Origin of the sequence: Streptomyces sp. NPDC048361, from assembly GCF_040651795.1 — a bacterium.
Taxonomy (GTDB): domain Bacteria; phylum Actinomycetota; class Actinomycetes; order Streptomycetales; family Streptomycetaceae; genus Streptomyces.
In genome coordinates, this window is the sequence record NZ_JBEZKW010000027.1 from 16,543 (window position 1) to 30,982 (window position 14,440).

General features: G+C 71.4%; 16 protein-coding genes. 7 read left to right on the forward strand and 9 right to left on the reverse strand.

The window, feature by feature from the left end:
• Positions 1-581 precede the first annotated feature (581 nt).
• Positions 582-1,823, forward strand: a complete 1,242-nt coding sequence (gene serB / locus AB0D31_RS17395) for a phosphoserine phosphatase SerB (protein ID WP_362723329.1) — start codon at positions 582-584, stop codon at positions 1,821-1,823.
• 161 nt (positions 1,824-1,984) lie between these two features.
• Here the strand turns inward: serB and AB0D31_RS17400 are convergent, their stop codons facing one another.
• The 4 genes from AB0D31_RS17400 to AB0D31_RS17415 form a co-directional block, all read right to left on the reverse strand.
• A complete protein-coding gene (locus AB0D31_RS17400) occupies positions 1,985-2,503 on the reverse strand; it encodes a histidine phosphatase family protein (RefSeq protein ID WP_362723332.1) in 519 nt (172 codons plus the stop codon).
• 94 nt (positions 2,504-2,597) lie between these two features.
• Positions 2,598-2,804: a hypothetical protein gene (locus AB0D31_RS17405; RefSeq protein ID WP_362723335.1), complete on the reverse strand. Its 207-nt coding sequence runs from the start codon at positions 2,802-2,804 to the stop codon at positions 2,598-2,600.
• 181 nt (positions 2,805-2,985) lie between these two features.
• Complete coding sequence (locus tag AB0D31_RS17410) at positions 2,986-3,102, reverse strand: SGM_5486 family transporter-associated protein (RefSeq protein WP_262985314.1); 117 nt, start codon at positions 3,100-3,102, stop codon at positions 2,986-2,988.
• A gap of 171 nt (positions 3,103-3,273) precedes the next feature.
• Positions 3,274-4,560, reverse strand: coding sequence for an MFS transporter (locus AB0D31_RS17415; protein ID WP_362723338.1), 1,287 nt, complete (start codon positions 4,558-4,560; stop codon positions 3,274-3,276).
• Positions 4,561-4,710: 150 nt separating this feature from the next.
• Between AB0D31_RS17415 and AB0D31_RS17420 the strand changes: the two genes are divergently transcribed.
• A complete protein-coding gene (locus AB0D31_RS17420) occupies positions 4,711-5,394 on the forward strand; it encodes a FadR/GntR family transcriptional regulator (protein WP_362723341.1) in 684 nt (227 codons plus the stop codon).
• 37 nt (positions 5,395-5,431) lie between these two features.
• Here AB0D31_RS17420 and AB0D31_RS17425 read toward each other — a convergent pair whose 3' ends face one another.
• From AB0D31_RS17425 to fabG, 3 genes are all read right to left on the reverse strand, one after another.
• Positions 5,432-5,809: a hypothetical protein gene (locus tag AB0D31_RS17425; RefSeq protein WP_362723344.1), complete on the reverse strand. Its 378-nt coding sequence runs from the start codon at positions 5,807-5,809 to the stop codon at positions 5,432-5,434.
• Positions 5,810-5,938: 129 nt separating this feature from the next.
• Positions 5,939-6,700, reverse strand: coding sequence for an enoyl-ACP reductase FabI (fabI, locus tag AB0D31_RS17430; protein ID WP_362723347.1), 762 nt, complete (start codon positions 6,698-6,700; stop codon positions 5,939-5,941).
• A 4-nt stretch (positions 6,701-6,704) separates the two neighbouring features.
• The gene (gene fabG, locus AB0D31_RS17435; protein WP_362723349.1) at positions 6,705-7,424 is read right to left on the reverse strand and encodes a 3-oxoacyl-[acyl-carrier-protein] reductase; all 720 of its coding nucleotides are present in this window, start codon (positions 7,422-7,424) and stop codon (positions 6,705-6,707) included.
• A 188-nt stretch (positions 7,425-7,612) separates the two neighbouring features.
• Here fabG and AB0D31_RS17440 point away from each other — a divergent pair, with 188 nt between their 5' ends.
• The 3 genes from AB0D31_RS17440 (at position 7,613) to tyrS (ending at position 11,900) form a co-directional block, all read left to right on the forward strand.
• Positions 7,613-9,145: a TldD/PmbA family protein gene (locus AB0D31_RS17440; RefSeq protein ID WP_362723352.1), complete on the forward strand. Its 1,533-nt coding sequence runs from the start codon at positions 7,613-7,615 to the stop codon at positions 9,143-9,145.
• A complete protein-coding gene (locus AB0D31_RS17445) occupies positions 9,142-10,551 on the forward strand; it encodes a metallopeptidase TldD-related protein (protein WP_362723355.1) in 1,410 nt (469 codons plus the stop codon). The genes AB0D31_RS17440 and AB0D31_RS17445 overlap by 4 nt, the downstream gene beginning before the upstream one ends.
• 80 nt (positions 10,552-10,631) lie before the next feature.
• The gene (gene tyrS, locus AB0D31_RS17450; RefSeq protein ID WP_362723358.1) at positions 10,632-11,900 is read left to right on the forward strand and encodes a tyrosine--tRNA ligase; all 1,269 of its coding nucleotides are present in this window, start codon (positions 10,632-10,634) and stop codon (positions 11,898-11,900) included.
• A gap of 98 nt (positions 11,901-11,998) precedes the next feature.
• Here tyrS and AB0D31_RS17455 read toward each other — a convergent pair whose 3' ends face one another.
• Complete coding sequence (locus AB0D31_RS17455; protein WP_362723360.1) at positions 11,999-12,274, reverse strand: GlsB/YeaQ/YmgE family stress response membrane protein; 276 nt, start codon at positions 12,272-12,274, stop codon at positions 11,999-12,001.
• Between the two features lie 213 nt (positions 12,275-12,487).
• Between AB0D31_RS17455 and AB0D31_RS17460 the strand changes: the two genes are divergently transcribed.
• Both AB0D31_RS17460 and AB0D31_RS17465 read left to right on the forward strand, forming a co-directional pair.
• Positions 12,488-12,874 (forward strand): DUF3099 domain-containing protein, encoded by a 387-nt coding sequence (locus AB0D31_RS17460; RefSeq protein ID WP_362723363.1) that lies wholly within the window; start codon positions 12,488-12,490, stop codon positions 12,872-12,874.
• Positions 12,875-13,068: 194 nt separating this feature from the next.
• On the forward strand, positions 13,069-13,308 hold the full coding sequence (locus tag AB0D31_RS17465; RefSeq protein ID WP_362723365.1) for a hypothetical protein: 240 nt from the start codon (positions 13,069-13,071) through the stop codon (positions 13,306-13,308).
• On the opposite strand, the gene moaA is transcribed toward AB0D31_RS17465, so the two are convergent.
• Positions 13,291-14,280, reverse strand: a complete 990-nt coding sequence (gene moaA, locus AB0D31_RS17470; RefSeq protein ID WP_362723367.1) for a GTP 3',8-cyclase MoaA — start codon at positions 14,278-14,280, stop codon at positions 13,291-13,293. The two genes, AB0D31_RS17465 and moaA, sit on opposite strands and share 18 nt — an antisense overlap.
• Between the last annotated feature and the right edge of the window lie 160 nt (positions 14,281-14,440).

Consider the following 14,440-nt stretch of genomic DNA (forward strand, 5'->3'; position numbering starts at 1 on the left):
CCGGTGGGGTGACGTCGCTCTCGCATCGGTCACCGCGGTGAGCTGGGCCCTGGTCGCGATGGCGGCCACGGCCGTCGATTCGGCGCGGGCATCGACCTGCGCGGCGACGCGGGGCTCGCCTGCACGCTCGGCGCCGGATGGGGCGCACCCGCCGGGGCGAGCAGGGCGGACCCGAGTCGAGCCGGTACGGCACGGGCGGGCCCGCACCGAGCCGGAACGACACGGGCGTCCCCAGCGAACCAGGCCCCTATCGCCCCGCTCTGCCGCACCCGCTGCCCGACCCGGACACCAACCCCTACCTCAAGCCCCCGCCAGGCCCGCACGACTCCCCCACGCTGCCCGGGCCCCCGAGCCGCCCCCCCGGGCACGCCCCGGGCACGCCCCGTTCGCACAGGCCGCCGCGTGAGAGGCCGCCGCCTCCGCCCGGGGTCTCGCCTTTGCCCGGGGTGCCGCCTCCGCCCGGGTGTCGCATAGGCCGCGCTGAGCTGCCCCGCGCCGGTGGGGGCCATTGGAGGGGGCGCTGTCCGCAGGGCGGGACGGCGTGCGGGGCGGGCGCCGGGGCCGGATACGGTGGAGGCACCATGACGCCATCGCCCCTGCCCCCCGCCGGCCAGAACTCCGACGCCGGTCAGAGCTCTGACGTACCGACCCTCCTCGTCAAGATCTTCGGCAAGGACCGCCCGGGCATCACGGCCGGGCTCTTCGACACCCTCGCCGCCTACGCCGTCGACGTCGTCGACATCGAACAGGTCGTCTCCCGCGGCCGCCTCGTGCTGTGCGCGCTCGTCACCGAGCCGACCGTGGCCACCCCGGGCGAGCTGCGCGCGACCGTGCACAGCTGGGCCGAGTCGCTGAAGCTCGAAGCCGAGATCATCTCCGGCATCGGCGACAACAGGCCGCGTGGCAGCGGCCGTTCGCACGTCACGGTGCTCGGTCACCCGCTGACCGCCGAGTCGACGGCGGCCATAGCGGCTCGTATCGCCGGCACCGGCGGCAACATCGACCGTATCTTCCGGCTCGCCAAGTACCCGGTCACGGCCGTGGAGTTCGCCGTCTCGGGTGTGGCCACCGGGACGCTGCGCACCGCGCTCGCCACCGAGGCCAAGGCCCTCGGAGTGGACGTGGCCGTCGTCTCGGCGGGTCTGCACCGGCGGGCCCAGCGGCTCGTCGTGATGGACGTGGACTCCACGCTGATCCAGGACGAGGTCATCGAACTTTTCGCGGCCCACGCCGGCTGCGAGGCCGAGGTCGCCGAGGTAACGGCCGCCGCGATGCGCGGCGAGCTGGACTTCGAGCAGTCGCTGCACGCCCGGGTGGCGCTGCTGCGCGGCCTTGACGTCTCGGTGGTGGACAAGGTGCGGGCGGAGGTTCGGCTGACGCCGGGCGCCCGCACCCTGGTCCGTACGCTCAAGGCGCTCGGCTATCAAGTCGGTGTGGTGTCCGGCGGGTTCACCCAGGTCACCGACGGGCTCAAGGACGAGCTCGGGCTCGACTTCGCCTCCGCCAACACCCTGGAGATCGAGGACGGCACGTTCACCGGCCGGGTCACCGGCGAGGTCGTGGACCGGGCCGGCAAGGCGCGGCTGCTGCGGGAGTTCGCGGCGGAGGCGGGGGTGCCGCTGTCCCAGACCGTGGCGATCGGCGACGGTGCCAACGACCTCGACATGCTGAACGCGGCGGGCCTCGGCGTCGCCTTCAACGCCAAGCCGGTGGTGCGGGAGGCCGCGCACACCGCGGTGAACGTGCCCTTCCTCGACACCGTGCTCTATCTGCTCGGCATCACCCGGGAAGAGGTCGAGGCCGCCGACGGCGTCCTGGACTGACCCCACCCCGTACCCGCACGTATGCGGAAGGCCCCGGCGGATCGTGGGCGCCGGGGCCTTCCGCATGCGTAGGGGTGTGCGCCGCGCGGCTCAAGCGCGGCTCAGACGTGTGGCTCAAGCGCGCGGCTCAGGCTCGCGGGCTCGCGGCTCAAGCGCGCGGCTCAGACGTGCGGCGCCCAGAACTCGACGAGCTTGGCCACGCCGTGTTCGACGGACTTCCAGGTGCCGTCGAACGTCAGCACGGCGATGGCGGAGGTCGGAAAGCCGCTGCGGTTCATCCGCGACAGCACATCGCCCTCGGCCTGGCCGGCGAGCGCGTCGGCGAGCGCGTGCATGCCGGGGTTGTGCCCGATGAGCACCAGGTCGGCGACGTCGTCCGGGGTCTCGTTGACCAGGGCGATCAGTTCGCCGAGGGAGGCCTCGTACATCCGGTCCTCGTACACCGTCCGCGGGCGGTGCTGGAGTTCCGACACGGCGAGCTTCCAGGTCTCGCGGGTCCTGACCGCGCTGGAGCAGAGGGCGAGGTCGAAGGTGATGCCGGTTTCCGCGAGGCGACGGCCGGCGGCCGGGGCGTCCGCCCGGCCCCGCTCGGCGAGCGGCCGGTCGTGGTCGGACACCTCGGGCCAGTCGGCCTTGGCGTGCCGGAGTAGGACGATCCTGTGCGGTGTGTCGACGCTCATGCTCTCCAGCTTCGCATGGATCACGCCATCGGGCGCAGGGTGTTGGAGGGCTCGGCGAGGGTGCTGACGCGACGCTCGGTGGGGCCGCGTCGGCCTAGCGCGCGAGGGTGTGCTGGATGCGGTCGACGAGGTGGTTGAGGGTCCCGTCGCCGGAGGCCGCGTGGGCGTCGCCGGATCCGACGACGAGCGCGAGGAGCACGAAGAACGCGATCGCGGGCAGCACCACGCCCCACCACGGCAGCTTGAAGTCGACGCCACCTGCGGTCGGTTGGGGGGCCCTGGGGTGGGTGTGGGCCGACATGACCGCCTCCGTGGATTCCGGGTTCGAGTGCCGCGTACGAACAGGTCGTTCGGCGCACTTCAGAATCTACGGAGCCGGGCAGCGCCACCCCATCCGGTGACCCACCCACTTCACCCTGACCCTGACCCCCTAGGGGATGGTGGGGCTAGCCCCACCGTGCCGGGCCGGGCCGGGGTGCGGGTCAGGGTGAGGCGATCGTCGCGATGATGGCGACGACGACCGTGACGGCGAGCATCGCGCCGAGCACGAGCAGGAGCTTCTTGTGGCTGTTCTGCGGATTGGGTTCGAGCACTGGCATGCCGACAGTGTCGCATCCCGGTTTGGCCCGCTATCGCCGGGCCCCAGCCACGCCGCACGGCCCGGCCCGCCGGCATCAGGCCCCGGCCACGCCGCCCGGCCCGCCGGCATCAGGCCCCGGCCACGCCGCCCGGCCCGCCGGCATCAGGCCCCGGCATCGCCATCCGGCCCGCTAGCGCCGGGCCCCCGCCTCGTCCTCGATCGTACGGTCGCGTCCGGCCATCATTCCGACGACGATCTGCGGCACCATGAGGCCCGCCATCAGCGCGATCGGCAGGTCCCAGCCGCCGGTGCGGTCGTGCAGGACGCCGACCAGGAGGGGGCCCGGGATGGAGAGCAGGTAGCCGACGCACTGGGCGAACGCGGACAGGCGCACCACGCCGGCGTGGCTCCGCGACCGCTTGCTGATCATGGTGAGGGCGAGCGGGAAGGCGCAGTTGGAAACGCCGAGGAGCAGCGCCCAGGCCCAGGCTCCGGCGGCCGGTGCGAGGTAGAGCCCCGCGTAGCCGGCGAGACCGCAGGCGCCGAGTGCGACCACGATCGGGCCCTGGCTGCGCAGCCGGTTGACGAGCCAGGGAATGACGAAGCCGAGCGGCACGCCCATGACCATGGTGATGGAGAGCAGCAGCCCCGCCGTGCCGGCCGAGACGCCCGCGTCGCGGAAGATCGTCGGCATCCAGCCCATGGTGATGTAGGCGCCGGTGGCCTGGAGGCCGAAGAAGCAGGCCAGGGCCCAGGCGGTGCCGCTCCGGGTGATGCGCAGGGCGGGCGCCGGCTCTTCGCGGGTGCTGGGGGCCGGCCCCACGCTTCCCGAGCGGTCGCGGGCGAGCGGGATCCAGGCCGCCACGGCGACGACGGCGAGCAGCGCCCAGATGCCGAGGCCCTGGCGCCAGCTGCCGCCGAGCGCGTCGGTGAGGGGCACGGTGGTGACCGCGGCGAGCGAGGTGCCCGCGGCGAGCGCCATCGAGTAGAGGCCGGTCATGGAGCCGACGCGGTCGGGGAAGTACCGCTTGACGATCACCGGCATCAGGACGTTGCTGACGGCTATGCCCATCAGGGCCAGCGCGCTCGCCGCGAGGAAGCCGACGGTGCCGCCCGCGAAGGGCCGCAGGAACAGGCCGGCGGTGATGGCGGCCATACCGGCGAGGACCACGGCGCCGGGGCCGAAGCGGCGGGCCAGGCGCGGCGCCATGATGCCGAAGACGGCGAAGCAGAATGCCGGCACCGAGGTGAGGACGCCCGCGATGCCGTCGCTCATGCCGAGGCCGCCGGTGACCTCCTTCATCAGGGAGCCGAGGCTGGTGATGGCGGGGCGCAGGTTGACGGCCGCGAGCACCAGCGCGAGCGGTACGGCCCACCGCGTCCACGACGGCACCCGGCCCGCGGCGGCGGGGGCTTCCGGGAGGTCGGCGGGGCCGGGGGGCGCGGGGCTCAGCGTGGTGGTCTCTTCATCGGCCATGGGACCATCATAGAATCATGGGATGATTGGTTGTCCAATCGCCTGCAGTACCTCGCTCGGACCTTACAGCCCTCCTCCTCGCGCCCTCCTCCGCACAGCCCTCCTCCGCACAGCCCTCCTCCTCAACAGCCCTTCTCGGACAGGAGCACCATGACGCTGAGCTCTCCCCGGCGGTCCGCCCTCGTCGACCAGGTGATCGCGCAGCTGCGTAACCAGATCACCTCGGGCGAGTGGGCGGTGGGGTCGCGCATCCCGACCGAGCCCGAGCTGGTCGAGCAGCTCGGGGTGGCGCGCAACACCGTCCGCGAGGCCGTTCGCGCCCTGGCCCACAACGGTCTGCTCGACATCCGGCAGGGCTCGGGCACCTATGTCGTGGCGACGAGCGAGCTGGCCGGGGTGATGCACCGCCGGTTCGCCGGCGCGGACCCGCGCCATGTGGCCGAGCTGCGCTCCACGCTGGAGTCGTCGGCGGCGAAGCTGGCCGCGGAGCGGCGCACCGAGCGCGAACTCAAGCAGCTGGACACACTGTTGGAGCGGCGGGAGGAGGCCTGGGCCTCGGGCGACCGGGAGGCCTTCGTCGCGGCCGACGCCACGCTCCACCTGGCAGTCGTCGCCGCCTCGCACAACGACGTACTGACCGAGCTGTACGCGGACCTCGGCCATCTGCTGCGCGACTGGCTGCGGGACGACGTCGCCCTCGACATGAGTCCGGAGCACCACATGGATCACAGCCGCATGGTCGACGCCATCCGGGCGGGCGACGCGGAGACCGCCGCGTCCGAGGCCGCGGCCCACGCGTTCATCTGCCTGCCGGAGCGGCTCGCCGGCCGCTGAGCAGGGGCCGCCCGGCACCCGCCGCCGCGGCCTCGGCTCAGCGCGCCTTCTGGTGGGTCACCCACACCGCGCCGACGCCCTTCCAGCACCGGTCGGTGAGCCGTACGGTCTGGCCCGGGGCCACGTCCACCGGCGCCGCGTCCGCGTCCAGGTCCCACCACATCGCGCAGTCGGTGTGCAGCCGCACCCGGTCGACGTCCGGGTAGGGGTTGTGGCAGTACGCGATGGCGTGCGAGCCCTGCACCGAGGTTCGGCATGCGGCGCCGAACGGTTCGGGCTCCGGCGCCGCGGGCGCGGTCTCGGGGGCGGTCGCGGCGCGCACCACCGAAGGCGCGGCGAGACCGGCCGCCGTGACGAGCAGCAGGAAGAGCAGGGCCAGTGCCCGGCGCTCCGTGACACGCAGGGGGCGCGACACCGCGCCACCTCCTCCCCGCTCGACTGCCCGGTCCGTCCGTCTCGATCAGTCTGCGGTCACGTGGCGCCGCACGCACGGCGGCCGCCCACCGAACGGGTCGGTGGGCGGCCGCCGTGGGGCGTTCCGGTGTTACGCGCCCATCATGTGCACGCCGCCGTCGACGTGGATGATCTCGCCGGTGGTCTTCGGGAAGAAGTCCGAGAGCAGCGCGGCGATGCCGAGGCCCGCCGGCTCAGGGTCGGCCATGTCCCACTCCAGCGGGGAGCGGGTGTTCCACACGTCGGCCAGGTCCGCGAAGCCCGGGATGGACTTGGCAGCCATCGAACCGATCGGCCCCGCCGAGATGAGGTTGCAGCGGAAGTTCTCCTTGCCCAGGTCGCGGGCGAGGTAGCGGGAGGTGGCTTCGAGGGCCGCCTTGGCCGGGCCCATCCAGTCGTACTTCGGCCAGGCGAACTGCGCGTCGAAGGTGAGACCGACGACGGAGCCGCCGTTCGGCATCAGCGGCTTGCAGGCCATGGTGAGCGACTTCAGGGAGAACGCCGAGACGTGCATCGCGGTCGCGACGTCCTCGAAGCTCGCCTCAAGGAAGTTGAAGGCGCCCTGCGGCGCGAAGCCGATCGAGTGGACGATGCCGTCGAGGCCGCCGAGCTCGTCCTTGACCAGGCCGGCGAGGCGGTCGAGGTGCTCCTGGTTGGTCACGTCGAGCTCGATGACCTTGGCCGGCTTGGGGAGCTTCTTGGCGATGCGCTCGGTCAGGGTGGGCCGCGGGAAAGCGGTGAGGATGATCTCCGCGCCCTGCTCCTGTGCGACCTTGGCCGCGTGGAAGGCGATGGAGGACTCCATCAGCACACCCGTGATGAGGATGCGCTTGCCGTCGAGAATTCCGCTCATGTGATCAGTGACCCATGCCCAATCCGCCGTCAACGGGGATGACGGCTCCAGTGATGTACGACGCGTCGTCGGAGGCGAGGAACTTCACCGCGGCGGCGATCTCCTCGGGCTGCGCGTAGCGGCCCAGCGGCACCTGGGCCACGATGCCCGTGCGCTGCTCCTCGGTGAGCACCTTGGTCATGTCGGTGTCGACGAAACCGGGTGCGACGACGTTGAAAGTGATGTTCCGGGAGCCGAGCTCACGCGCCAGCGAGCGGGCGAAGCCCACCAGGCCGGCCTTGGAGGCGGCGTAGTTGGCCTGGCCGGCCGAGCCGAGCAGACCGACGACCGAGGAGATCAGCACCACGCGGCCCTTCTTCGCGCGGAGCATGGCGCGGTTGGCGCGCTTGACCACACGGAAGGTGCCGGTGAGGTTGGTGTCGAGCACGGAGGTGAAGTCGTCCTCGGACATCCGCATCAGGAGCTGGTCCTTGGTGATGCCCGCGTTGGCGACCAGAACCTCGACCGGGCCGTGCTTCTCCTCGATCTCCTTGTAGGCCTGCTCCACTTGCTCGGCGTCGGTGATGTCACACCGGACGGCCAGACAGCCCAGTTCGGCGAGCGCGGCCGGCGGCTCTCCGGAGCGGTACGTGATCGCGACCTTGTCGCCGCTCTCGGCAAAAGCGCGGGCGATGGCGAGGCCGATGCCCCGGTTACCTCCGGTGACGAGAACCGAGCGGCTCAACGGATCACCCTTTCGATAGGCGGATTCGTACTCCCGCAAACTATCGGTACCGCCCCACTTAAGAGGAATCGAGCCCTGACAGTGGCATGGAACGAGCGCTGTCGGGTCTCTACAGAAAGGGCGTAGTCAGGGAGCCCCTGGGCGCGACATGATCGGGGCGACCGGTCTCATACGACAGGGAGACAGCTGTGCCATCTGGGACCCATTCCATCGACCAGGCCTTCACGGCGCTACCGCTGCGGGCCCTCGCCGACGCGGCACTCGCCCGGGCCCGCGCCCTCGGCGCCGATCACGCGGACTTCCGTTTCGAGCGGGTGCGCAGCGCGTCCCGCCGGCTGCGGGACGCGCGGCCCGCCGGTTCCTCAGACACCACCGATCTCGGCTACGCGGTCCGTGTCGTGCACGGCGGGGCGTGGGGGTTCGCCTCCGGGGTCGATCTGACGATGGACGCGGCCGCCAAGGTGGCCTCCGCCGCCGTGGCCATGGCCAAGCTGTCCGCGCAGGTCATCGCGGCCGCCGGGTCGAGCGAGCGGGTCGAGCTCGCCGACGAGCCGGTGCACGCCGACAAGACCTGGATCTCCTCCTACGAGATCGACCCGTTCACGGTGGCGGACGAGGAGCAGAGCGCGCTGCTCGCCGACTGGAGCGCGCGGCTGCTGCGCGCCGACGGCGTGGAGCACGTGGACGCCTCGCTGCTCACGGTGCACGAGAACAAGTTCTACGCGGACACGGCGGGCACCGTCACCACGCAGCAGCGGGTGCGGGTGCATCCGGAGCTCACCGCGATCGCCGTGGACCGTGCGAGCGGCGAGTTCGACTCGATGCGCACGCTGGCGCCGCCGGCCGGGCGCGGCTGGGAGTACCTGACGGGCACCGGCTGGGACTGGGAGTCGGAGCTCGCGCAGATCCCGTCGCTGCTGGCCGAGAAGATGCGGGCGCCGGCCGTGGAGAGCGGCCGCTACGACCTCGTGGTGGACCCGTCCAACCTGTGGCTGACCATCCACGAGTCGATCGGCCACGCCACCGAGCTCGACCGGGCGCTCGGCTACGAGGCGGCGTACGCGGGCACCTCGTTCGCCACCTTCGACCAGCTGGGCAAGCTGGCGTACGGCTCGCGGGTGATGAACGTGACCGGCGACCGCACCGCCGAGCACGGGCTCGCCACCATCGGCTACGACGACGAGGGCGTCGAGGCGCAGTCCTGGGACCTGGTGAAGGACGGCACCCTCGTCGGCTACCAACTCGACCGCCGCATCGCGAAGTTGACCGGCCTCGGCCGCTCCAACGGCTGCGCTTTCGCCGACTCCCCCGCGCACGTCCCCGTGCAGCGGATGGCGAACGTGTCGCTCGCGCCGGAGCCGGGCGGGCTCTCCACGGAGGACCTGATCGGCGGGGTCGAGCGCGGCATCTACGTGGTCGGCGACCGCTCGTGGTCGATCGACATGCAGCGCTACAACTTCCAGTTCACCGGGCAGCGCTTCTTCCGCATCGAGAACGGTCGCCTGGCCGGTCAGCTCCGTGACGTCGCCTACCAGGCGACCACCACCGACTTCTGGGGCTCCATGGAGATGGTCGGCGGCCCCCAGACCTATGTCCTGGGCGGCGCCTTCAACTGCGGCAAGGCCCAGCCGGGCCAGATCGCCGCGGTCTCCCACGGCTGCCCCTCCGCCCTGTTCCGCGGCGTCAACATCCTCAATACTGCTCAGGAGGCGGGTCGATGAGTCCCCGTACGACCGTCAAGCCGCACGAGATCGTCGAGCGTGCCCTGGAGCTCTCCACCGCCGACGGCTGTGTCGTCATCGCCGACGAGCACTCCTCGGCCAATCTTCGGTGGGCCGGCAACGCGCTCACCACCAACGGCGTCACCCGCGGACGGACGCTGACCGTGATCGCGACGGTCGACGGCGCCGAGGGCACCGCGTCCGGCGTCGTGTCGCGCTCGGCCGTCACCGCCGCCGACCTGGAGCCGCTGGTACGGGCCGCGGAGGCGGCCGCGCGCTCCGCCGGGCCGTCCGAGGACGCCCAGCCGCTGGTCACCGGTGTTCCGGTGGCGGCCGATTTCACCGAGGCCCCGGCCGAGACGACCTCCGCGGTGTTCGCCGACTTCGCGCCCGCGCTCGGCGAGGCCTTCGCCCGCGCCAAGGCGGGCGGCCGCGAGCTGTACGGGTTCGCCAGCCACGAGCTGACCAGCACCTACCTCGGTACGTCCACGGGCCTGCGACTCCGCCACGACCAGCCCACCGGCACCCTGGAGCTCAACGCGAAGGCCGCGGCCATCGCCGGGGGCCCGGGCCGTTCGGCCTGGGCGGGGCGGGCGACCGCGGACTTCAAGGATGTCGATCCGGGCGCCCTCGACGACGAGCTCACCCGCCGGCTCGGCTGGGCCGAGCGCCGCGTCGAGCTGCCCGCCGGGCGGTACGAGACGCTGCTGCCGCCGACCGCGGTGGCCGATCTGCTGATCTACCAGATCTGGTCGGCCGCGGCCCGGGACGCCGCCGAGGGCCGGACCGTCTTCTCCAAGCAGGGCGGCGGCACCCGTGTCGGCGAGACCCTGGCCCGGCTGCCGCTCTCGCTGCGCAGCGACCCGCACGAGCCGGGCCTGGAGTACGCGCCGTTCACGGTGGCGCACGCGTCGGGCGACACGGAGTCGGTGTTCGACAACGGTCTTCCCGTCGCAGCGACCGACTGGATCCGCGAGGGCCGCCTGGAGAACCTCGTCACCACCCGGCACAGCGCCGCGCTCACCGGACTGCCCCTCGCGCCCTCCGCCGGGAACCTCATCCTGGACGGCGGCGGTGAGCGGTCCCTGGACGAGATGGTCGCCGCCACCGAGCGCGGTCTGCTCCTCACGTGCCTGTGGTACATCCGCGAGGTGGACCCGGCGACGCTGCTCCTGACCGGTCTGACCCGCGACGGCGTGTACCTCGTCGAGAACGGCGAGGTGGTCGGCGAGGTCAACAACTTCCGGTTCAACGAGTCGCCGGTGGACCTCCTGTCGCGGGCCACCGAGGCGGGGCGCACCGGAAAGACCCTGCCCAGGGAGTGGAGCGACTACTTCACCCGCACCGCGATGCCCGCGCTGCGCATCCCCGACTTCAATATGAGCTCGGTCAGCCGGGGCGTATAACCTCGGTGCTGGCAGTAAGCACGTCAGCACGGCTGAACAAGCACGTCTGAGCAAGCACCTCCGAAGGAGACAAGAGACCCGTGACGGACATCGTCGACGAACTGCAGTGGCGTGGGCTGATCGCCCTCTCCACTGACGAGGACGCATTGCGCAAGGCGTTCGCGGACGGTCCCGTCACGTTCTATTGCGGCTTCGACCCGACCGCGCCGAGCCTGCACCTGGGCAACCTGGTGCAGATCCTCACCATGCGCCGGATCCAGCTCGCGGGGAACCGCCCGCTGGGTCTGGTCGGCGGGGCCACCGGCCTCATCGGCGACCCGAAGCCCAACTCGGAGCGCACTCTGAACGCGCCGGAGGTCGTGGCGGGCTGGGTCGAGCGGCTGCGCGGCCAGATCGAGCGGTTCCTCGACTTCGAGGGCCCGTACGCCGCGACCATGGTCAACAACCTGGACTGGACGTCGGGCCTGTCGGCGATCGACTTCCTGCGGGACATCGGCAAGTACTTCCGGGTCAACAAGATGATCGCGAAGGAGGCCGTCTCGCGCCGGCTCAACTCCGACGCGGGCATCAGCTACACCGAGTTCAGCTACCAGATCCTCCAGGGCATGGACTTCCTGGAGCTGAACCGGCGCTACGGCTGCACGCTGCAGACCGGCGGCAGCGACCAGTGGGGCAACCTCACGGCCGGCACCGACCTGATCCACCGGGTGGAGCCCGACGCCGATGTGCACGCCCTCGCCACGCCGCTGATCACCAAGGCGGACGGCACCAAGTTCGGCAAGACGGAGTCCGGCACGGTCTGGCTCGACCCCGAGCGGACCACGCCGTACGCCTTCTTCCAGTTCTGGCTCAACGCCGACGACCGGGACATCTCGAAGTTCCTGCGGATCTTCAGCTTCAAGTCCCGCGAGGAGATCGAGGAGCTGGAGAAGCTCACCGAGGAGCGGCCGCAGGCGCGGGCCGCGCAGCGGGCGCTCGCCGAGGAGCTGACCACGCTGGTGCACGGCGCGGAGCAGACGGCCGCGGTGACCGCCGCGTCCAAGGCGCTCTTCGGCCAGGGTGAGCTGACGGAGCTGGACGAGGCGACGCTGGCCGCCGCCCTGTCCGAGCTGCCGAACGCGAAGGTGGCCGAACTCGGCCCGGTCACCGACCTGTTCGCCGAAGTGGGCCTCGTGGCCAGCAAGTCGGCGGCCCGCCGCACCGTGAAGGAGGGCGGCGCCTACGTGAACAACGTGAAGGTGACGGCCGAGGACGCGGTGGCCACGGCCGACGAGCTGCTGCACGGGCGGTGGCTGGTGCTGCGCCGCGGCAAGAAGAACCTGGCGGCCGTGGAGTTCACCGGCGCCTGACCGCACGCCCGACCGGAGCAGGTTGCCGCGGGCAGCCGGGCGGTGCGAGCGTGCGTGAGGGGGCGGTTCCTGTGCGGAACCGCCCCTCACGCGTGCCGTCAGGCTCTCTGCTTGTTGCCCCGCACCGCCATGTAGAGCATGTCTCCCAGGAAGACGATCACGACGGCGGCCGCGATCTGGAGGCCGTGCCGGCCCCAGTCGATGCCCTTGGTCTCGGCGATGCCGATGGCCCGGGCGATCGAGTTGCCGACGATGCCGCCGATGATGCCGAAGATGGTGGTCAGCCAGAGCGGACTGTGCTGCTTGCCGGGAATGATCGCCTTGGCGATGAGACCGAGCACGAATCCCACGATGATGGCCCACAACCAGCCCATGGCTGCCTCCTAGTACGGCTCGACGTGAGCAGGTTCAGCCAGTCTCTGCCCGTACCCCGTACGGCGCATGTCGGACTCGTCCGTACGTGGCATGTACTGCGGCATCCGCACAGGTAAGAGCCGCCCCGGTCTCGAAGGCGCCGCACCCCCGGCGTACCGTGAGAGCAGTCCGGGCCGGGGAGAGCCCGCCGTGGAATTCGGGTGGTGGAAGTGATGCGGAAGCAGAGCAGCGGCCAGGTCTTCCGGATCACCGGAGCCCGCCGGTCGCTCGACGAGGACGTCCGGGGCCGGCAGCGCCGCTACGTGATCTCGATGTCGATCCGCACGCTCTCGGTGATCCTGACGGCGGTGCTGTGGAACGTCGAGCGTCCCGTCGCCATCGTGACGCTGGCGCTGGGCGCACTGCTGCCCTATGTGGCGGTCGTGTTCGCCAACGGGGGCCGGGAGAACGTGACTTCACTTCCCTCCACCTTCATCCCCGCCCCCTCACGTCCGGCGCTCGGCACGGCGCCGACGGGCGGCCCCGCGCAATCCACGGCGGACTCCGCGCCAGGACCCGCTGCCGGCGACCACGAACCGCACGCACGCGAACAGGGCTGATTCGTCACCGTCCGCTAAGCTCAAGAAAACCTCAGATCAATCATGAAGTTCCGGTGCACCACACCGGGTCCCCCATGACATACTTCGTAGGCGCTCCGCATCCCCCGTCGGAGCGACGGACCGACGCCGGGCAGCTCCCCCCGTGGCTGCTCGGCGTCGCCATTTCCCGGGGCCGTATGCCGCACAATGTCTCTGTGAGTGACGAGACCAGCGACGAGACCCCCATCTGTTCCGCCAAGGGCTGCCGTGCCGCCGCCGTCTGGGTCCTGGCCTGGAACAACCCCAAGATCCATACGCCGGAGCGGCGCAAGACATGGCTCGCGTGCGAGGAGCACCGCGAGCACCTCTCCCAATTCCTGGGCGTACGGGGCTTCTTGAAGGATGTGGTGACGCTCGCCGAGTGGGAGTCGGCCGGCTCAGCCGCCGATCGCTGACATCGGGCGCTCGGGCTGCAGGAAGGACGGGTCGTCCAGACCCGATCCGGCCTTCTTGCCCCACATCGCCAGCTTCCACAGCCGGGCGATCTCGTCGTCGCCCGCTTCCGAGCGCAGTGCCGCGCGCAGGTCGGACTCCTCGCGGGCGAAGAGGCAGGTGCGGACCTGGCCGTCGGCGGTGAGCCGGGTGCGGTCGCAGGCCCCGCAGAACGGGCGGGTCACCGAGGCGATGACGCCCACGGTGTGCGGGCCGCCGTCGACCACCCAGCGCTCGGCGGGCGCGGAGCCCCGCTCGTCGTCGCCCTCGGGGGTGAGCGTGAAGCGCGTACGCAGCGACTGGAGGATGTCGCCGGCGGTGATCATGCCGTCGCGCTTCCAGCCGTGCTGCGCGTCCAGGGGCATCTGCTCGATGAAGCGCAGCTCGTAGTCGTGCTCGACGGCCCAGGCCAGCAGGTCGGGGGCTTCGTCGTCGTTGAGGCCGGGCATCAGGACGGCGTTGACCTTGACCGGGGTGAGGCCCGCGGCCCGGGCGGCGTCCATGCCCTCGATGACGTCCTTGTGGCGGTCGCGGCGGGTCAGGGTCTTGAACACCTCGGGGCGCAGGGTGTCCAGGGAGACGTTGACGCGGTCCAGGCCCGCCGCCTTCAGGGCGGAGGCGGTCCGCTTGAGGCCGATCCCGTTGGTGGTGATCGACATCTGGGGGCGCGGCTCCAGGGCGGCGCAGCGCTCGACGATCCCGACCAGGCCGGGCCGGAGCAGCGGTTCGCCACCGGTGAAGCGGACCTCGGTGATGCCGAGGTCGGTGACGGCGATGCGGATCAGCCGGACGATTTCGTCATCGGTCAGCAGATCGGGCTTGGCGAGCCATTGCAGCCCCTCTTCCGGCATGCAGTACGTGCACCGCAGATTGCACCGGTCGGTGAGTGAGACACGCAGGTCAGTGGCCACACGGCCGTAGGTGTCGATGAGCACTGTGGGCCCCCTCCCCCGTCGTCGAAGATTCCTCGGACATCGCACGGATGTGTATACACCCGAGCCTACGCGAGAGGCGCGGCAACTGCGGGGGCCGATTGTCACGAGGTGCGGCGAGGCCGTGTCGTAGGACCCTACGACACGGCCTCGGCCACGCTCC

Bases quoted from the DNA above. Each gene is read 5' to 3' on its own strand.
- serB (WP_362723329.1), top strand. From the start codon at position 582: ATGACGCCATCGCCCCTGCCCCCCGCCGGCCAGAACTCCGACGCCGGT.
- AB0D31_RS17400 (WP_362723332.1), bottom strand. From the start codon at position 2,503: ATGAGCGTCGACACACCGCACAGGATCGTCCTACTCCGGCACGCCAAG.
- AB0D31_RS17405 (WP_362723335.1), bottom strand. From the start codon at position 2,804: ATGTCGGCCCACACCCACCCCAGGGCCCCCCAACCGACCGCAGGTGGC.
- AB0D31_RS17410 (WP_262985314.1), bottom strand. From the start codon at position 3,102: ATGCCAGTGCTCGAACCCAATCCGCAGAACAGCCACAAGAAGCTCCTG.
- AB0D31_RS17415 (WP_362723338.1), bottom strand. From the start codon at position 4,560: ATGGCCGATGAAGAGACCACCACGCTGAGCCCCGCGCCCCCCGGCCCC.
- AB0D31_RS17420 (WP_362723341.1), top strand. From the start codon at position 4,711: ATGACGCTGAGCTCTCCCCGGCGGTCCGCCCTCGTCGACCAGGTGATC.
- fabI (WP_362723347.1), bottom strand. From the start codon at position 6,700: ATGAGCGGAATTCTCGACGGCAAGCGCATCCTCATCACGGGTGTGCTG.
- AB0D31_RS17445 (WP_362723355.1), top strand. From the start codon at position 9,142: ATGAGTCCCCGTACGACCGTCAAGCCGCACGAGATCGTCGAGCGTGCC.
- AB0D31_RS17455 (WP_362723360.1), bottom strand. From the start codon at position 12,274: ATGGGCTGGTTGTGGGCCATCATCGTGGGATTCGTGCTCGGTCTCATC.
- AB0D31_RS17460 (WP_362723363.1), top strand. From the start codon at position 12,488: ATGCGGAAGCAGAGCAGCGGCCAGGTCTTCCGGATCACCGGAGCCCGC.